Raw genomic sequence first — 17,752 nt, forward strand, 5'->3', positions numbered from 1 at the left:
GCGAGAGCTGCAGGATCAGCACCAGCAGCACGCCGAACACGATCATCTCTACGTTCACCGAGGTGCCGACAAGGCCGGGCAGGACCCGTTGCAGCACCTCTTTCAGCACCAGCACCACGGCTGCGCCGAAGATGGCGCCCACGACCCGTCCCGAACCGCCGACAACGGCCATCAGCATATAGGTGATGCCCATGTCGAGCCCGAAAGGCGTCGGGTTGATCGAGCGCTGCATATGGGCGTAAAGCCAGCCTGACAGCGCCGCTACAACGGCTGCGAAGACGAAAACGGTCAGTTTGGCCTGCTCGATATTCACGCCGAAGGCCTCCGCCGCCTGCGAGCCGCCACGCAGGGCGCGAATGCCGCGCCCGACACGGCTGTCGAGCAGGTTCTGCGCGCCGATCGCCACGGCAATGACGAATATCCAGATCACGTAGTAGATTGAGCTGCTGCTCATCAGCGGTTCGTTGCCGATGGACAGCGGTGGAATGCCCGAGATTCCGTCATACCGGCCGAGGAGCTCGACGCGACCGAAAAGGTAATAGATCGCCAGCCCCCAGGCGATGGTGCCGAGCGGCAGGTAGTGGCCGGAAAGCCTGACCGTCATCAGCCCCAGCGGCAGCGCGACGATGACGCCGACGAGGAGCGCCAGTGGCAATGTGAGCCAGGGTGAAAAGCCATAGGCCGTGGTGAGGACCGCTGTCGTATAGGCACCGAAACCGCAGAAGGCCGCCTGGCCGAAAGAAGTCATGCCACCAACGCCGGTCAACAGCACGAGCCCGATGGCAACCAGAGACGCAAGCCCGATATTGTTCGCGAGCGTCACCCAGAATGGCGGGATCGGCATGAGCGGGAAGAGAGCGACGACAAGTAGCGCGGCAATGGCGGGATAAAGATGTCTGCCGAGGGTCATATCACTCTTCCTCATGATGGCTGGCACCGAAGGAAAGCCAGATCAGCACCGGCACGATCAGGCCGAACACGATGATCTCCTTGAAATCGCTGGCGAAGAAGGAGGCGAAAGCCTCGATCAGCCCGACGCCGATCGCGGCAATGGCAGTGACGGGGAAGCTTGCCATGCCGCCGAGAATGGCAGCAACGAAGCCCTTGAGGCCGATCAGGAAGCCCGTATCGTAGAAGATGGTGGTGATTGGACCAATCAGTACGCCCGATACCGCCGCGATTGCAGCAGCAAGCACAAAGGCGGTGACACCGGTCAGTTCCGTTCGAACGCCGACGAGGCGTGCGCCGAGCCGGTTGATGGCGGTTGCCTTCAGGGCTTTGCCGAGCAGCGTTTTTTCGAAGAAGAAGTAAAGGCCGACCATCACCAGAATTGTCGCGAGATAGATGAAGATGCTTTGCGCGCTGACGAGCATCGGCCCGAGCGTGAAGCCGGCGTCGCTCAACGGCGCTGCACGCAGGCCCTCCGGGCCGAAAAAGGCAAGCCCGAGCCCCATCAGTGCCAGATGCACGCCAACGGAAGCAATGAGAAGCACGAGCACGGAGGCGTCGGCAAGCGGACGGTAGGCGATACGGTAAACGTAATATCCCATCGGCGCGATGATCGCGATCGTAATGAGCGCGCGCAGGAACGATGGCAGTTGCATGGGCGCCAGAATGGCGACCAGCCCGTAAATGAGGCCCGGCAGCGCAAGGTTGATGGCCATCGCGCGCAGCAGCGCCGAGAGGCGCAGGCCCCGACGCATTCCCCAGAGGTCGAGCAGGAGGGCCACGGCGCCCATGCATAACAGCAGCTTCAGCGTGCCAGGGACGCGCCCGGCATCGAGGAGCGCGAGCGTCAGCGCACCATGGGCAACAAACTCACCCTGCGGAATGAAGATCACCCGGGTGACGGCGAAGACCAGAACGAGGGCAAGCCCCAGCAGCGCGTAGATCGCACCATTGGTGACGCCGTCCTGGATCAGGAATGTGGCAATTGTCGCGTCCAAAATGCACCCTTTGGTTTGGCTCTCGGTAAGGCGTGACGGATATTTTGAATGGCAGGCGATCCGCGGCGGGTATCGCCGACGCTAAGGGCTTGCGGCAGGGCCGGGGAGACAGGCTCCCCGGTCGATCTTAAGTGCCGGCGATTATTTATCGTCGGGCAGTAGTACAAACTTTCCATCTTTCGCCGTCAGAAGCACGACGCCGCGCTGGTCGAGGCCATAATGATCGTCTGCCTTGAACTCATAGACACCGTGCGTGGCGTTATAGGGCCCGCTTGTCTCGATGGCATCGCGCAGTGCGACACGGAACTCGGGCGTGCCGGGCTTTGCCTTTTTGAGCGCAACCGGAACGGCTTTCTTCAGGATCACCATCACATCCCAGACATGCGAGCCGAACTGGGTTCGGGCGTTCGCGCCGAACTTGGCTTCGAGAGCCTTGAGATAGGCAAGGCCCTGTTCCTTGGTCGGAGAGCTGTCCGGTTGATCTTCCGCGACCATGACCGGGCCGGAGGAAAACACGGTGTTCTCAACAGCCTTGCCGGCAATCCGCAGGAAATCGAAGGTGACCGCACCCGAGACGACATAGATCTTGCCCTTGAAGCCACGCTCGCGCACGCCGATCTGGGGCAGGGCGGCACCCGTGCCGGATGCGCCGATGAACACGGCATCCGGACGCGCGGCAAGCGACTTCAGCACCTGGCCGGAAACAGAGGTATCGGCGCGGGCATAACGCTCCTCCGCAACCAGTTCGAGACCATAATCCTTGCCCGTGGTCTTCAGCGCATCGACCCACTGCTGGCCGTAGGAATCGGCAAAACCGATAAAGGCGACGCGTTTGATACCGTCCTTCTGCATGCGGGCGAACATGCTCTTCACCAGGACGGTGGAGAACTGCGGCATGACGAAGTTCCATTTCTTCGCGGCCGTCGGCGGGATTGGCGAGAGCGCGAAATGCGGCACTTCCGTCTCGTTCGCCACACCTGCGACAGCAATCGCAGCCGGCGTGAGGGCAGAACCGACGATCACATCCACCTTATCGTCATTGGCGAAGCGGCGCGCGTTGGTGGTGGCAACCGAGGGGTCACCGGCATCGTCAAGCAGGATGACCTTCAGCTTTTCACCGTCGATCTCGGACGGCCATAATTCGATCGATTGCTTGAGCGGTATGCCGAGTGCGGCGCCCGGGCCGGTCGTCGGAATGGTCACGCCAATGGTGATATCGGCGAAAGTCGAGCCGGCCGTCATCGTCAGGGCAACAGCCGTTGCCATCCATGTCATCATACGCTTTTTCATTGTCTCTCCTCCCAATGATCGGACGGTCACGAGCGTCCGGAAATGCATTTCAGTCTCTCGTCGAGATCAGGCAGCTTCCCCCGCCGTCGATTGTTGCAGTGCTGAAAGGGCTTCGACCCGAACAGCCATCCAGGCGGCGAAAGCATCCCAGGCAGCGTTCAGATAGGCGTTGGCCTGCCAGAGGCCCGTCTCAGGCTGATCTACGAGTGCGGCCATGCGCCGGCTCTCGGCCTCGAAAGCTTCAAGCGTAGCCTTCGCCGCTCCTGCTTTTGCCGCCGGACAATCGGCGAGATCGTCGCGGGCGCGTTCCAGAAAAACCTCGAGGCCCCTTCCGCCATCGCGCCAAAGCCGGCGGGTCAGAAGGTCGATTGCCTGCATGCCAGTGGTGCCTTCGTAAATGGTCATCACGCGCGCATCGCGCAGATATTGCTCCAGCGGCCATTCCCGCGTGTAACCCGCCCCGCCCAAGATCTGTATGGCCTGATTGGCGACGGTAAATCCGGCATCCGCACCAAAATTCTTGACGAGCGGCAACAGCCAGCCCGACAGCGCCCGCAAATCGGCCCGCAAATTCTCATTCGGCTCGAGCCGGGCAAGGTCCATGACGGTGGCAAGTTCGAGTGTTGCGGCCCGCAGCGTTTCCGTGCGCAGCCGCGCCTCTTCGAGCTGGCGGCGTATATCAGGGTGGCGCGCGATCGGGATGGCGGGTTTTGCCGGATCGCCACCCTGAAGACGCTCCTGCGCATAGCTCTCCGCAATGTCGATGGCGGCCGAGGCGAGCCCCAGTCCCTGACAGCCCGTTTGCAGGCGCATCAACTCGATCATGGCAAACAGCTGGGCAAGACCGCGCCCTTCTTCGCCGAGCAAAATGCCGCGTGCAGCTTCAAAGCGCAGGGCGCAGGTGGGCGAGCCGTGCAGGCCCATCTTTTCCTCGATGCGGTCCAAGCTGACGCCATTGCGGTGGCCGTCGATTTCATCCGGCACAAGAAACAGGCTGAGGCCGCGTGTCCCGATCTCCTCACCGGTACGGGCAAGCAGACAGTGGCCGATGCGGCCCGCCATGTCGTGATCGCCGAAAGATATCCAGATTTTCGAGCCGGTGATGCGCCACGCACCGTCTCTCAAGACAGCGCGGCTGCGCAGCCGCGCGAGATCAGAACCGGCATCCGGCTCCGAGATGCAGATGGTCGCCGCCCATTCTCCGCGCGCAAGACGCGGAACCCATTCCTTCGCAACGGCATCGTCCGCCACCTCGGCGATCAGATGGCAGGCCGCTCGGGTAGACCCGGAGGCCATCATCAACGCGACACAGCCGCGTTCGAAAAGCGGTGCGCAAGCGGTCTGGATCGATAGCGGCAGGCCCTGGCCACCGAAGCGTTCCGGCACGTCCATGGCGAGCCAGCCATCGGCCCCATGCTGGCTGAAAGCATCACCGAAACCGTCTGGAACAAGTACGCGGCCATCGACGACGGTGCAGCCCTGACGATCGGCCGCCGTGTTCAGCGGCGCAAGAACGGTTTCAGCAAAACGTGCCGCTTCGTGGAGAACGGCCTCGGCGAGAGCATCGTCACAATCGCCGCGAACCGACTGGATACGACGCCAGCCCGGCGTTGCTTTCAGAAGCTCTAATGTGCTTGTGGCCTGCCTTGAAAAACTCATCGTATCACCGCGGCTGCATGCGGATCGCGCCATCCAGCCGGATGACTTCGCCGTTCATGTAATCATTTTCGATGAGGAACCGGACCGCATCGGCGAATTCGGCGGGATCGCCGAGCCGGGACGGATGGGGTATCTGGCTCGCAAGGCTTTCCTGAACCTCCTGTGGCAAACCCTGGAGCAAGGGCGTCATAAAGATGCCCGGCGCGACGGTGTTGACCCGAATGCGGAAGCGGGCAAGCTCACGCGCCGCGGGCAGGGCCAGCGAAACGATACCACCTTTTGACGCGGCATAGGCTGCCTGTCCCACCTGACCTTCAAAGGCGGCAACCGAGGCCGTATTGACGATCACGCCGCTGTCTGCGCCGTCGATCGGCTCCACCTCAGCCATACGGGCGGCTGCAAGGCGCATCATGTTGAAGGTACCGAGCAGGTTGACGCGGATAACCTTTTCGAAATCACCAAGCGGCTGAGGACCTTCGCGCCCGAGAATGCGGCCGGCCGTGCCGACCCCGGCGCAATTGACAAGGATGCGAAGCCCGCCCTTGGCGGAGGCTGCCGCGTTGACCGCGAGTTGCGCATCGGCATCGCTTGCCACGTCACCCTGAACGGCTGTAGCGCCGATTCCCGTCGCCAGTTTCTGGCCGGCTTCACCATTCCGGTCAAAAATCGTGACCGCAGCCCCGCGGGCCGCGAGCATGCGGGCCACTGCCGCGCCGAGGCCGGATGCCGCACCTGTGACAAGAGCGCCTGCGCCTTCGATTTTCATGCTGCCACCTCCTTGTTGACCGTGATGACCTGGGGCGCATCGCCGTAGAGTGTGTCGACCAGTTCCTTGCGATGCAGAAGGACTGCGCGCTGATTGATCGATCCCTTGTCGGTGACCTCACCCTTTTCGAAGCGAAGGGGCTCTTCGATGACCAGAAGGCGCATGACGCGGCTTGCAGAACCGCTTGCCTGTTTCTGATGCGCGGAAAGCTTTGCAGCAATCTGCGCCCTCACAATGGGATGCCGGATGATCTCTGCATCGGACAGCTGGTGTGAGCCCGGAACAAGCTCGCGCAGGGCCGGCATGAAGGGAACCACTAGCGCTCCGAGTTCGGCGCGGTTCTCGCCGGTGATGACAGCATCGCGGATGAGGCCCGAGAACATGTTGACGAATTGAGCTCGCAGCGGCCCGACAGCAACCCAGGTGCCTGTCTGCAGCTTGAAATTCTCGGCAATGCGGCCATCGAAATAAAAGCCCTGGCGAGGATCCTCAGGAACTGCGAACTTCACCGTATCGCCGATGCGATAGAAGCCTTCCTCATCAAAAGCGGCCGCGGTCAGCTCTGCGTTACGCCAGTAACCGGGCGTGATGTTCGGGCCTTTCAGCCTCAGCTCAAATCGATCATCGACCGGCACGAGCTTCATCGTTACGCCCTGCGCGGGGATGCCGATATTGCCTGGCTTCTCCTGCGGTTCGGTGCAGAACAGCGAGAAGGGGGCGGTTTCCGTCGAGCCGAGGCCGGCGCCCATCGGGACCGCATGGCCGACCGTCGCAACCGAAAGCTCGATCAGCGCATCCCAGGTGTGCTGGGCCATGCCCGCGCCGGCATACATCAGCAATTTCAGGTCACGAAAGAAGGTGCGGCACAGCGCCTCGTCCTTGCGCATCGCCTGAACCAGCATTTCGTGGCCAGCGGGAACGTTAAAATACCAGGTAGGAGAAACGTCACGCAGATTATCGATGGTCTGGCCGATCAGCGCCGGGCTCGGCTTGCCTCGATCGATATAATAGGTGCCGCCATTATAGATGACGAGGTTGAAAACCTTGTTGCCGGCTGCCGTATGGTTCCACGGCGCCCAGTCAACGACCACGGGCGGTTCATCGCGAAAATAGGCATAACAGTCGGCAATCATCTCCTGATTGGAGCACAGCATCCGCTGTGTCTGAATGACGGCCTTGGGCGAGCCGGTCGTGCCTGACGTGAAAAGGAATTTGGCAACGGTATCCGCGCCAACCGAATCGAAGGCGCGATCCACCGCTTGCGTAGGCACGGTCTCGAGCAACGTGTCGAACCGGAAGGTGTTGGGACGATCCTGCGGCAGATTGCTGAGGCCGACAAGCGGCGTGCCGTCACCAAACACTTCTTCCAGGGCGCGCCGGAACGGTGCCGCGTCCTCGGCAAATACCATGCCGGGTGTGATCTGCCTGCGGATATCGTGAAGCTTGCCGAGATCGGACGCGGTTGCATAGGCCGGGGTGATCGCTGCCGAGGCAATACCGACATGCTGGGCCGCAAGCACCATCAGCGCATGTTCGATGGAGTTTTCTGAAAGGACCAGAAGCGGCCTTTCGACCGAGAGATCCTTGTCAAGCAGGAACTGGGCGATACGGCGGACCTTATCGAGGGCCTGCCCATAGCTGACTTCACGCCACGGTTCACGCCCCTGTCGATCCGCCATCCAGGTGCGATCGGGCGTTGTCACCGCCCAGTGAACGAGGCGTTCATTGAGTTTGTGCGGGTAGGGGCCAAGCGGATCGTTCCGCCAGACCATGATCTCGCCGTTCGGCCGCTTCTCCCATGCGACATCGGGCGACCAAAGCTTCACCTTCATCGTCACGACCTCCTCCCAGACGTCATTCACGTGACCGTGCAAATAATCTTTTGTCAAAAAAATGATTACAAGAAAATAATATCCTTGTAAACAAAATGCGGAAAGCTAATTGTGTATTTGCCTTGGACTATTGGAGACGTCGGCATGAACGAAAAAACGACAGACGAATTCGTCACCTATGAACTGCGCGGCGACGTCGCCCTTGTGGGGCTGAACCGGCCGCAAAAACGCAACGCCATTAGCGACCGTTTCGTGGAAGCCATTGCCGGTGCCGCGGCGAGGGCGGAAAGTGAAGCGCGCGCTGCCGTCATCTTCGGGCATGGCGATCATTTCTGCGCCGGTCTCGATCTCGGCGAGCATATTTCCAAGACCCCGATCGAAGGCGTGCGCGGCTCCCGCCGCTGGCATGCCGTCTTCTCGCAGATCGAACACGGCACCATTCCCTGGGTGTCGGCGCTGCACGGCGCCGTGGTCGGCGGCGGACTGGAGCTTGCGGCCTCCACCCATCTGCGCGTTGCCGATGAGAGCGCCTTTTTTGCGCTCCCAGAGGGCCAGCGCGGCATCTTCGTCGGAGGCGGCGGGTCTGTACGCATCGCCCGGCTGATGGGCGTTGCCCGCATGAGCGACATGATGCTGACCGGCCGTGTTGCCTCGCCGGACGAAGCCGAGCGATGGAACCTCGTACAATATGTGGTGCCGCGCGGTGAGGCGCTTGCCAAGGCGCATCAGCTCGCCACCGCGGCCGCGTCCAATGCGCCGCTGTCGAACTACGCGGTCATCAATGCGCTTCCCCGCATTCAGGACATGGCCAAGGACGATGGCTTGTTCGTCGAATCCTTCATTTCCTCTTTCACGGCAGCCAGCCCCGAAGCCGAGGAGCGTCTGCGAGCCTTCCTTGAAAAGCGTGCCGCGAGGCTGAAAGCGCCGGATGCGACGGCCTGATCCGTCGATAAATGCGGTCACCTCGCAATAGGGCGATGCCGCCTGGGAAAAGGTTTTCTCAGGCGACATTGGCGAAAGCCGCTGATGATGCATGTTTTTTCATCCATTCAGCGGCCGGCGTAATGCCGCCCAGCGGAAAGATATGAACCTGCTCGATCAGGCTATCGGGATGAGCCGCCTTATGGGCAACGAGCCCCGCGATGACATCGGTCGGCTCATAAGGAACGAAAAGCCTCGAAAGATCGAGCGCGCGCTTCTGCAGCACCTTCAGGGACGGCCCGACACCGCAGGCAATGGCAAATTTTATCAGCGTCTGCAGCTTGGTCGGTCCGGCAACGCCGACGTGGATCGGGATCGTGACGCCCATCGCGCGGATCCGCGTCGCCCATTCCGTGACGACATCGGCATCGAAAGCGAACTGGGTGGTCAAAGCGAGCCGGGCGTCTGTTCGGTCAGCAAAATTCTGCTTCCACAACAGGGCTTGATCGACCCCGCGCGATGAGCCGTCGCGATCAATGTCGCGATTGCCCTCGGGATGACCGGCCAGATGAAGATGCGTGAAGCCCATCTGGTCAAAAAGACCGGTCTCAATCATGTCGATCGAGCTCGAGAAGGCGCCGACCGCTTCTTTCTGGCCGCCGCCGAGCAAGAGCGCCTGCGTCACGCCAGCCTCTTCCCGATAGCGCTTCAGCCAGTCCTCCAATTCGCTTTTACCTCTGATGCCCCGGGCCGGAATGTGTGGCATCACTGGAAAGCCTTCATCGTTCAGGCGTTTCGCGGTCGATACCATGTCGGCAATCGGCGTGCCCTCTATGTGGGCGATATAGACCCGCGTGCCCTCAGGCAGAATATCCTTGAATTTGGCGATCTTCGCCGCCGTGCGCGGCATGACCTCGATTGACCACCCACGAACGATGTCGCCGGCCGCAACCGCTGGTTCCATCGGAGCCGAATTCTCCCAGAAACTTGACCATCCCATCGCTTTCTCCCTTAGCGAGGCTCGATTATGTATACATAATGCTCGGCGTTTCAATCAAAAAGTCGCAAAAAATCTGAAATATTGACATTTTTGCTTGGCTTATTTAGTCTCGGTGAATACATCGTTCGAATTTTTCGGGGTATTCCAATCTCTTACGTCGAGCTCACGCTATCCTTGACTGGTCACAAACCACGGCGAGGATTATATCTCGTAACGGGCGAGTGGCGGTGTATACACTGTGGAACATGTGCCGCGACGTAATGGCGGTAGGTCGGAGGGTGGTATGAAGGGCGATGCGGCAACACATGGCGGCCGGGCGGTGATCGAACTCAGGGAAAAAATCCTGAGTGGCGAGCTCCCCGGCGGTATGCGGCTCTTTGAGGTGCCGACAGCCGAACTTCTGGATATCTCCCGAACCCCCGTGCGCGAGGCGCTTTCCCGCCTGACGGAGGAGGGGTTGCTCAACCGCCTGCCTGGCGGCGGGTTTGTCGTGCGTCGGTTCGGTTACGCCGATGTCGTGGATGCCATTGAAATTCGCGGCGTCATGGAGGGAACGGCAGCCAGGCTTGCGGCGGAACGCGGCGCTTCAAGGGGTGCGCTCGAGGAGATTGGGCGCACGATACACGAGCTGGATCTGTGCTTTGGCGACCGTGTCGATGACGTCGATTTTGATCGTTACTCCGCGCTCAATCAGGTGTTTCACCATCAGCTTGCGGCGCTCTGCGGCAGCGAGATGATTCGCCGTGAGGTGGAGCGCGCAAGTTCACTGCCGTTTGCTTCACCTTCCGCTTTCCTTCCCGACAAGGCAAATATCGGCGCGTTTCGCCGGTCGCTAAGGGGTGCGCAGGAGCAGCACAAGGCAATCGTGGCGGCCATTGCTGCGCGGGAGGGCGCCCGTGCGGAGGCAATCGCGCGGGAGCATTCGCGCACGGCGCGCACCAATCTTGAATACATGATCCGCGAAGCGCCGGAATTGATCGCGCAGATGCCGGGTCTGGCGCTGATCAGCGACTAAGTCCCGGAAACCTCAGGAAATATACTGGCGGCCCCGTTAGGAGCCGCCTTTGTTTTTGCCGATGCGCTCTTGAAAGGCGAAATTTTCCGCTTGCAATTTATCGATGTCCGGCGTTTCATGTATACATAGACGCGATTGCCAGGGAGGAGATAATGATGGCGAATTCCAGTCTGACCGAGGTTTTGAAGCAATATCCGAACCCGGTTGAAATGCTTCGCAACTCGAAAATCGGTATGTATGTATACCCGGTTGTCGCCGGGGAGTTTAGCAATTGGCGCTCCGAGCAGGCTGCATGGCGCGATGGCGCGGTCCTGTTTGACCAGTCCCATCATATGGATGAGCTGATCGTCGAAGGCCCCGATGCCGAAAAATTTCTTGCCCATCACGGCATCAACTCTTTCTCGAATTTCGACCTCAATCGCGCGAAGCACTTTGTGCCGGTCACGCCGAACGGACACGTCATCGGTGACCACATCATTTTCCGTGAACGGCAGGACAAGTTCATCCTCGTCGGCCGTGCACCGACCTCCAGCTGGCTGATGTTCTGCGCGGCCTATGGGAAGTGGAACGTCCGCATCAAGCACGATCCGCGGTCCCCGTCGCGGCCGGAAGGCGAGCGCGTGCTGCGCACCCATTACCGCTATCAAATCCAAGGCCCCGATGCGCCGAAGATCTTCGAGAAATTGAACCGCGGCCCAATACCTGACATCAAGTTCTTCCATGTTGACTGGATCAATATCGGCTCTAAGAAGGTCCAGGCGCTCCGCCACGGCATGTCTGGCGCGCCGGGCCTCGAGGTCTGGGGGCCCTATGAAGACAAGAGCTACATCCTCTCCTGCATTCTGGAAGCAGCCAAGGAGGCCGGCGTCAATCTCGTGCGTTGCGGCAGCCGCGCCTATTCCACCAACACGCTTGAATCGGGCTGGATCCCGTCACCACTGCCGGGCATCTACACCGGCGACGGCATGTTGAAGGACTATCGCGACTGGCTCGGCGCCGACAGCTATGAGGCGACGGGTGCGATCGGCGGCAGCTTCGTTTCCGATAATATCGAGGACTATTACGTCAACCCGTTCGAGCTGGGCTACGACTTCTATATCGGCTGGAAAAAGGATGACTTCATCGGCAAGTCGGCTCTGGAGGCCATGAAAGGCAAGACGCAGCGCAAGAAGGTCACCTTCGAGTGGAACGCCGAAGATGTGGTGGATGTCATCGCATCCGCGTTCCGTCCGGGCGAAGACCATTACAAATGGATCGACTTCCCGCAGGCCAACTACGCTTCCACCGGCGCGGATCTCATCTTGAAGGGTGGCAAGCAGGTCGGCATGTCGATGTTCACCGGCTACTCCTACAATGAACGCTGCATGCTTTCGCTTGGCATCGTTGAAAACGATATCAACGTCGGCGACGTTCTCACCCTCGTCTGGGGAGAGCCGAATGGCGGTTCTGGCAAGACCTCGACGGAGCGCCACAAGCAGAAAGAAATCCGTGTCCGCGTCTCGCCGACGCCCTATGCAGCCGAAGCCCGTGACAATTACGCAGACAGCTGGCGCACCAAAAAAGCCTTCTGACAGGGTTGAGGTTGCGCCGTGCAGATGACACGGCGCGACCCCGCGCAGGCCCGGCAAAGGCGCGTCAGTGAGTTTTGCGGCCCTGAGGACCTGAACAATGCAATGAACTGAGTGGCGTCCAGGTTTCACTGGAACCGCGTGAACGAATAAAGAGGCCTGCCGTAAACTGTGGGCCTTTGCCTTTTTGCGACGATTGCCGACCCTTCAGGCGCTCATTCGTGCAAACAAAAGGCCCCGGTTCCACACCGGGGCCCATGGAATGACAGGTGCCTCTGTTCTCAGAGCTTCAGCAGCCTTTTTGCGTTTTCCTTGAGGATCAGCGGACGAACCTCGTCCTTGATCGGAATATTGGCGAAATCGTTGAGCCAGCGCTCCGGTGTCATCGCCGGCCAGTCCGATCCGAACAGCATCTTATGTTTCAGCAGCGAATTGGCATATTGCACGAGGATCGGCGGAAAATACTTTGGCGACCACCCCGACATGTCGATGTACACATTCGGCTTGTGGGTGGCGACGGAAAGCGCCTCTTCCTGCCACGGGAAGGAGGGGTGCGCGAGGATGATCGGCATGTCGGGGAAATCGACCGCGACGTCATCGAGGTGGATGGGATTTGAGAACTTCAGCCGCATTGCCATGCCGCCGCGCAGGCCAGCGCCAACCCCGGTCTGACCGGTGTGGAAAAGCGTGATTGCACCTTCCTCGGCGATCGCTTCGTAAAGCGGGTACGCCATGCGGTCGTTGGGGTAAAAGCCTTGCATCGTCGGGTGAAACTTGAAACCTTTCACCCCGAACTCGCGCACCAGACGCCTCGCTTCGCGAGCGCCGGCCTTGCCCTTGGCGGGGTCAATCGACGCAAAAGGGATCATGATGTCGCTGTTCTCGGCAGCGATCTTCGCCACCTCTTCATTTTCATAGCGGCGAAAACCGGTTTCCCGTTCCGCATCGACCGGAAAAATCACGCAGCCGATTTTGCGCTCGCGATAATAGGCGGCGGTTTCCTGCACCGTGGGCAACATGCCCTTGTGACCGGCGGGGTTCTTGAAATATTTCGCCATGCCGGCCTGAAATTCATCATAACCATCATCGCGCGGCCCGCAGCACGGCTCCTCGGCATGGGTATGCACATCTATGGCGACGAGTTCATCAATATTCACGGCCTGTTTCTCCCAAATTCATGCCTAGAAATTTATGCAGCAGGGCGATGAACTGATCGCGCTCGACCGTGGTCAGGCCCGCGCCGAGCGTTGACTCGTGCGAAAAGAACCACTCGCTTTCCTTGCGCACATGCGCGACGCCTTCCGCGGAAAGCGTCAGTTCGATGGCGCGGCGATCGTCATCGGGAACACGCCGGGTCACCAGGCCCCTGTCTTCGAAAGCACGGATCAGTTTCGTCATATGCGCGCGCTTGATCATCAGCCGCTGGCCGAGCGCTGTCTGACGAATGCCGGGATTGTGCATGATGACGAAAAGCACGGAGAACTCCCCCGGCCGCATGCCCGAATCCCCGAGTGCCGTGAAAAAATCGTCATAGGTCTTGAGCTGGGCGAGGCGGATGAGGAAACCGAGCGCTGTCTCCAGCCGGTCGAGATTGACGTCGGTCGTCCTGCGAGGAAGTTGGTCCATGCTATTTCCGTTTCATGCTTTGCGAGGCGCGAACCGCGTCTCTCGAACGGAGCGCGGCCAGCATCATCATACCCTTCACAGGAAGCCACATCAAACCCGGCCAATCCTCTATAACTCTACGAATGGATTGTTTACAAGTCAACAATTATGGACGTCTCAGAATTGAAACACCGCGGACACTAGCCTGGGTTTCCAAACTCTGACCGTTTGCCTCTTGATCATCGGCGTGCTTTTGTGGCCGGACAGATTTTGCGTCCGCGGAGGCCGTTCAGTTGAAACCTTATCCTGTCGATCATCTCGTCCTGCCCGTTGCGCATATCGATGTCGCCACGGCGCGATTGTCCAACTTGGGTTTTACGGTGGCGCCTGAGGCGATCCATCCCTTCGGCACGATGAACGCTTGTGTCTTCATCGCAGACGGCACCTATCTGGAGCCGCTTGCAGTTCATGATCCGGCTAAATACCGTCAATCTGTTGCGAAGTCCGATGTATTCACCGGCAGGGATTCCGACTTCCGGGCGCGGCACGGAGAAGGTTTCTCCGCCCTTGTCGCAGCAACGAAAGACGCCCTTGCCGATCATCAGCGGTTTATCTCATCGGACTTATCCGCCGGCGATATTTTCGAATTTTCGCGACCGGTGCAGATGCCGGATGGATCGAGAAGCGAAGCGTCATTTCGATTGGCGTTTGCCGCAAGCGGATCGGCTGCAGATTTTTTCCTGTTCAGCTGCCAGCGTGTCAAAGCCTTGCCGGGTGACCGGTCCGCGCTGGAGCGCCATGCGAACGGCGTCACCGGGCTCGCTGAAATCGTCCTGAGCCCGGGCGCGGATCAGAGGGCAGGGGAGCTGGTCGAGGCGGTGTTCGGCGTTTCATCCACTCTGTCTCCCGAGGGTGACACCATATTTGCGACGGCAAATGCGGCGATCAGAGTGACGGAAAAGCCTGCCTTCGGCGACGCGGCGATAGATGCAACCAGCGAAACCGCGGGCGGTTTGCGCGGAACGGGTATCGTCTTTTCCGTTCGCGATCTTGCCGTGACAGCGGCGGTGCTTGCTGCTAATGGCGTGTCGTCAGCAGAAGTGGGTGGCCGTCTGGTGGTCCCCGCCGCACCCGGTCAAGGTGTTGCCTTCGCCTTCGAGGAAAAATGATGAGCGTTACGAACAATCTCAAAGTCACCGCCGGCGATGGCGCCAGCAAGGTTTCCTTTTCCAATAGCGAGCGCATCTCGCTGATCGCCGGCCCCTGCCAGATGGAGAGCCGCGAGCATGCCTTCATGATCGCCGGGGTTTTGAAAGAACTCTGCGACAAGCTGGGCATCGGCCTTGTTTACAAGTCGTCCTTCGATAAGGCCAACCGCACCTCGCTCTCCGGCAAGCGCGGCATCGGTCTTGATAGCGCTATGGAGATTTTCGCCGATCTCAAGAAGGAATTCGGTTTTCCTGTTCTGACTGATATCCACACCGAGGAACAATGCGCCGTCGTCTCCGACGTGGTGGATGTGCTGCAGATTCCGGCTTTCCTCAGCCGTCAGACCGATCTTCTCGTCGCCGCCGCGAAAACCGGCCGCGTCATCAACGTCAAAAAGGGCCAGTTCCTGGCGCCCTGGGACATGAAGAACGTTCTGGCCAAGCTGAATGAAAGCGGCAATCCGAACGTGCTTCTATGCGAGCGTGGCGCATCCTTCGGCTACAACACGCTGGTGTCCGATATGCGCTCGCTGCCGATCATGGCGTCGCTCGGCGCGCCCGTCGTGTTTGACGCCACCCATTCCGTGCAGCAGCCTGGCGGGCAGGGCGGTTCCACCGGCGGTCAGCGCGAATTTGTCGAGACGCTGTCTCGCGCAGCAGTCGCCGTTGGCGTTGCAGGTCTCTTCATCGAGACCCACGAGGACCCGGACAATGCGCCTTCCGATGGCCCGAACATGGTGCATCTGAAGGACATGCCGAAACTGCTTGAAAAGTTGCTTGCCTTTGACGCTGTGGCTAAAGGCTGAGTGGACGACGCGGCTCGTGCCAATCGATTTTAATGGCGGGCGTCCCGTTTCTGCCGCCCGCCGTCATTGTAATTTCTTCGCCATCGTCTAAGACAGGCGACGGAAAATATCTGTTCCATTCCCAAGGGAGAGACCATGACTGCCATTACCGATATCATCGCGCGCGAAATCCTCGACAGCCGCGGCAACCCGACCGTTGAAGTCGATGTGTACCTCGAAGACGGCTCCATGGGCCGTGCCGCCGTTCCGTCGGGCGCTTCCACCGGCGCGCATGAAGCGGTTGAGCTGCGCGATGGCGGCAAGCGTTATCTCGGCAAGGGCGTGGAAAAGGCAGTCGAAGCCGTCAACACGGAAATCTTCGACGCCATCGGCGGCTTCGACGCTGAAAACCAGATCCAGATCGACCAGATGATGATCGCGCTGGACGGTACGCCGAACAAGTCGCGCATTGGCGCCAACGCCATCCTCGGCGTGTCGCTCGCCATCGCCAAGGCGGCAGCCGAAGCCTCGGGTCTGCCGCTCTACCGTTATGTCGGTGGCCCGAACGCCCATCTGCTGCCGGTTCCGATGATGAACATCATCAACGGCGGCGCGCATGCCGACAACCCGATCGACTTCCAGGAATTCATGATCCTGCCGGTTGGCGCGGAAAACATTCGCGAAGCCGTTCGCATGGGTTCGGAAGTGTTCCACACGCTGAAGAAAGAACTGTCTGCGCAGGGCCACAACACCAATGTCGGTGATGAAGGCGGTTTCGCCCCCGGCCTCGAAAGCGCACCCGCAGCGCTAGATTTCATCATGAAGTCGATCGAGAAAGCCGGTTACCGTCCGGGCGAAGACATGTATGTCGGCCTCGACTGTGCATCGACCGAGTTCTTCAAGAACGGTAAATACGTTCTCGAGGGCGAAGGCCGCACACTGGAATCGGGCGCGATGGCTGAATATCTCGCAGATCTGGTTGCCAAGTACCCGATCATCTCCATCGAAGACGGCATGGCTGAAGACGATTGGGATGGCTGGAAGGCGCTGACCGATCTCATCGGCAACAAGTGCCAGCTGGTCGGCGACGATCTCTTCGTCACCAACTCCGCTCGTCTGCGCGACGGTATCAAGATGGGTGTCGCCAACTCCATCCTCGTCAAGGTCAACCAGATCGGCTCGCTTTCCGAGACGCTGGACGCGGTCGAAACCGCCCACAAGGCCGGCTACACCGCCGTCATGTCGCATCGCTCGGGCGAGACGGAAGATTCCACCATCGCCGATCTCGCAGTCGCTACGAACTGCGGTCAGATCAAGACCGGCTCGCTCGCCCGTTCCGACCGGCTCGCAAAGTACAACCAGCTGATCCGCATTGAAGAAATGCTCGGTCCCCAGGCTGCTTACGCCGGCCGTTCGATCCTTCGCGGTTAATTCGCGTTCGGATTTCATGATATGGCCCGCTGCCTGGCGGGCTCGTTTCAGGGGCGAGCGGTATAGTCCGCACGGACTTGATGCGGGGTCCAGCGCGATCAAGTCTTTGATCGCGAAAGACTCTTCTCACAGCGCAGACGCGCTGGGGCTGGATGCCGGATCAAGTCCGGCATGACGAGCGTTCTCTTAACGTCGTTGCCATTCCAGCCCGCCTTCCGGCGGGCTTTTTTCATGTCCAATTGCCGCTCATAATTTAAGGTCAACGGATAGTTAAACAATCCGCTCTAGTCTCAGACTCACGTTACGCGTTTTGAGGCATCTCTCCGGCATGTGGACCAGGCATCATAAAAAGAGACGATTCGGTCGGCTGATCGTTCCAGCCATTACCATCGCTTTTCTTTCCTATTTCGGCTATCATTCGATCCATGGCGATTTCGGCCTTCAGGCAACCGAGCGGCTGGAGCGGCAGCGTATTACCCGGACGGCGGAGCTTGCAAAGCTGACGCAGGCGCGCGTGGCGCTGGAGCGTCAAGTGGAGCTGTTGAGTGACGGTTCGCTCGAACGGGACATGATCGACGAGATTTCCCGGTACCAGCTGAACATGTCCCGAACGGACGAAATCGTCATCATGAACACATATTTCTGATTAACCGAAATTCGGTTAATTCAACATTTTTGATTTATTCACAGCATCTTAGCGTGAATATGTGCCATGCGTTTATAGCA

The 17,752-nt window shown here is 59.8% G+C and carries 16 protein-coding genes; 7 read left to right on the plus strand and 9 right to left on the minus strand.

The window, feature by feature from the left end:
* From ACUTJJ_RS16990 to ACUTJJ_RS17015, 6 genes are all read right to left on the minus strand, one after another.
* Nucleotides 1–910: branched-chain amino acid ABC transporter permease (locus ACUTJJ_RS16990; RefSeq protein ID WP_445542865.1), on the minus strand; the 910-nt coding region annotated here is incomplete at its 3' end.
* A gap of 1 nt (nucleotide 911) precedes the next feature.
* Entirely contained in the window at nucleotides 912–1,946 is a 1,035-nt protein-coding gene (locus tag ACUTJJ_RS16995; RefSeq protein ID WP_063949045.1) for a branched-chain amino acid ABC transporter permease, read from the minus strand.
* 141 nt (nucleotides 1,947–2,087) lie between these two features.
* A complete protein-coding gene (locus tag ACUTJJ_RS17000; protein ID WP_404496683.1) occupies nucleotides 2,088–3,236 on the minus strand; it encodes an ABC transporter substrate-binding protein in 1,149 nt (382 codons plus the stop codon).
* A 66-nt stretch (nucleotides 3,237–3,302) separates the two neighbouring features.
* Complete coding sequence (locus tag ACUTJJ_RS17005) at nucleotides 3,303–4,895, minus strand: acyl-CoA dehydrogenase family protein (protein ID WP_445542866.1); 1,593 nt, start codon at nucleotides 4,893–4,895, stop codon at nucleotides 3,303–3,305.
* A 4-nt stretch (nucleotides 4,896–4,899) separates the two neighbouring features.
* Complete coding sequence (locus tag ACUTJJ_RS17010) at nucleotides 4,900–5,661, minus strand: SDR family NAD(P)-dependent oxidoreductase (RefSeq protein WP_445542867.1); 762 nt, start codon at nucleotides 5,659–5,661, stop codon at nucleotides 4,900–4,902.
* Complete coding sequence (locus ACUTJJ_RS17015; RefSeq protein WP_445542868.1) at nucleotides 5,658–7,493, minus strand: feruloyl-CoA synthase; 1,836 nt, start codon at nucleotides 7,491–7,493, stop codon at nucleotides 5,658–5,660. The genes ACUTJJ_RS17010 and ACUTJJ_RS17015 overlap by 4 nt, the downstream gene beginning before the upstream one ends.
* 144 nt (nucleotides 7,494–7,637) lie before the next feature.
* Between ACUTJJ_RS17015 and ACUTJJ_RS17020 the strand changes: the two genes are divergently transcribed.
* Nucleotides 7,638–8,435, plus strand: a complete 798-nt coding sequence (locus ACUTJJ_RS17020; RefSeq protein WP_063949040.1) for a crotonase/enoyl-CoA hydratase family protein — start codon at nucleotides 7,638–7,640, stop codon at nucleotides 8,433–8,435.
* A 58-nt stretch (nucleotides 8,436–8,493) separates the two neighbouring features.
* Here the strand turns inward: ACUTJJ_RS17020 and ACUTJJ_RS17025 are convergent, their stop codons facing one another.
* Entirely contained in the window at nucleotides 8,494–9,378 is an 885-nt protein-coding gene (locus ACUTJJ_RS17025; protein ID WP_445542869.1) for a methylenetetrahydrofolate reductase, read from the minus strand.
* 319 nt (nucleotides 9,379–9,697) lie between these two features.
* Between ACUTJJ_RS17025 and ACUTJJ_RS17030 the strand changes: the two genes are divergently transcribed.
* Together ACUTJJ_RS17030 and ligM are read left to right on the plus strand one after the other, a co-directional pair.
* Nucleotides 9,698–10,429: a GntR family transcriptional regulator gene (locus ACUTJJ_RS17030; protein ID WP_063949038.1), complete on the plus strand. Its 732-nt coding sequence runs from the start codon at nucleotides 9,698–9,700 to the stop codon at nucleotides 10,427–10,429.
* A 155-nt stretch (nucleotides 10,430–10,584) separates the two neighbouring features.
* The gene (ligM, locus tag ACUTJJ_RS17035; protein WP_296070561.1) at nucleotides 10,585–12,000 is read left to right on the plus strand and encodes a vanillate/3-O-methylgallate O-demethylase; all 1,416 of its coding nucleotides are present in this window, start codon (nucleotides 10,585–10,587) and stop codon (nucleotides 11,998–12,000) included.
* 278 nt (nucleotides 12,001–12,278) lie between these two features.
* Here ligM and ACUTJJ_RS17040 read toward each other — a convergent pair whose 3' ends face one another.
* Nucleotides 12,279–13,154, minus strand: a complete 876-nt coding sequence (locus tag ACUTJJ_RS17040; RefSeq protein WP_144574489.1) for an amidohydrolase family protein — start codon at nucleotides 13,152–13,154, stop codon at nucleotides 12,279–12,281.
* Nucleotides 13,144–13,623 (minus strand): MarR family winged helix-turn-helix transcriptional regulator, encoded by a 480-nt coding sequence (locus tag ACUTJJ_RS17045; protein WP_296070558.1) that lies wholly within the window; start codon nucleotides 13,621–13,623, stop codon nucleotides 13,144–13,146. The genes ACUTJJ_RS17040 and ACUTJJ_RS17045 overlap by 11 nt, the downstream gene beginning before the upstream one ends.
* A gap of 272 nt (nucleotides 13,624–13,895) precedes the next feature.
* Between ACUTJJ_RS17045 and ACUTJJ_RS17050 the strand changes: the two genes are divergently transcribed.
* The 4 genes from ACUTJJ_RS17050 to ACUTJJ_RS17065 all read left to right on the plus strand — a co-directional run bounded on the left by ACUTJJ_RS17050 (nucleotide 13,896) and on the right by ACUTJJ_RS17065 (nucleotide 17,672).
* The gene (locus ACUTJJ_RS17050) at nucleotides 13,896–14,771 is read left to right on the plus strand and encodes a VOC family protein (protein ID WP_296070555.1); all 876 of its coding nucleotides are present in this window, start codon (nucleotides 13,896–13,898) and stop codon (nucleotides 14,769–14,771) included.
* Nucleotides 14,771–15,616, plus strand: a complete 846-nt coding sequence (gene kdsA, locus ACUTJJ_RS17055) for a 3-deoxy-8-phosphooctulonate synthase (protein WP_296070552.1) — start codon at nucleotides 14,771–14,773, stop codon at nucleotides 15,614–15,616. The genes ACUTJJ_RS17050 and kdsA overlap by 1 nt, the downstream gene beginning before the upstream one ends.
* Before the next feature lie 135 nt (nucleotides 15,617–15,751).
* A complete protein-coding gene (gene eno / locus ACUTJJ_RS17060) occupies nucleotides 15,752–17,026 on the plus strand; it encodes a phosphopyruvate hydratase (RefSeq protein WP_004441599.1) in 1,275 nt (424 codons plus the stop codon).
* A 328-nt stretch (nucleotides 17,027–17,354) separates the two neighbouring features.
* The gene (locus ACUTJJ_RS17065) at nucleotides 17,355–17,672 is read left to right on the plus strand and encodes an FtsB family cell division protein (protein ID WP_004441601.1); all 318 of its coding nucleotides are present in this window, start codon (nucleotides 17,355–17,357) and stop codon (nucleotides 17,670–17,672) included.
* Nucleotides 17,673–17,752 lie beyond the last annotated feature (80 nt).

It is taken from the genome of Agrobacterium sp. DKPNP3 (assembly GCF_052686535.1).

Bases quoted from the DNA above. Each gene is read 5' to 3' on its own strand.
- ACUTJJ_RS17000 (WP_404496683.1), bottom strand. From the start codon at position 3,236: ATGAAAAAGCGTATGATGACATGGATGGCAACGGCTGTTGCCCTGACG.
- ACUTJJ_RS17005 (WP_445542866.1), bottom strand. From the start codon at position 4,895: ATGAGTTTTTCAAGGCAGGCCACAAGCACATTAGAGCTTCTGAAAGCA.
- ACUTJJ_RS17010 (WP_445542867.1), bottom strand. From the start codon at position 5,661: ATGAAAATCGAAGGCGCAGGCGCTCTTGTCACAGGTGCGGCATCCGGC.
- ACUTJJ_RS17015 (WP_445542868.1), bottom strand. From the start codon at position 7,493: ATGAAGGTGAAGCTTTGGTCGCCCGATGTCGCATGGGAGAAGCGGCCG.
- ACUTJJ_RS17020 (WP_063949040.1), top strand. From the start codon at position 7,638: ATGAACGAAAAAACGACAGACGAATTCGTCACCTATGAACTGCGCGGC.
- ACUTJJ_RS17025 (WP_445542869.1), bottom strand. From the start codon at position 9,378: ATGGAACCAGCGGTTGCGGCCGGCGACATCGTTCGTGGGTGGTCAATC.
- ACUTJJ_RS17030 (WP_063949038.1), top strand. From the start codon at position 9,698: ATGAAGGGCGATGCGGCAACACATGGCGGCCGGGCGGTGATCGAACTC.
- ligM (WP_296070561.1), top strand. From the start codon at position 10,585: ATGGCGAATTCCAGTCTGACCGAGGTTTTGAAGCAATATCCGAACCCG.
- ACUTJJ_RS17045 (WP_296070558.1), bottom strand. From the start codon at position 13,623: ATGGACCAACTTCCTCGCAGGACGACCGACGTCAATCTCGACCGGCTG.
- kdsA (WP_296070552.1), top strand. From the start codon at position 14,771: ATGAGCGTTACGAACAATCTCAAAGTCACCGCCGGCGATGGCGCCAGC.
- eno (WP_004441599.1), top strand. From the start codon at position 15,752: ATGACTGCCATTACCGATATCATCGCGCGCGAAATCCTCGACAGCCGC.
- ACUTJJ_RS17065 (WP_004441601.1), top strand. From the start codon at position 17,355: ATGTGGACCAGGCATCATAAAAAGAGACGATTCGGTCGGCTGATCGTT.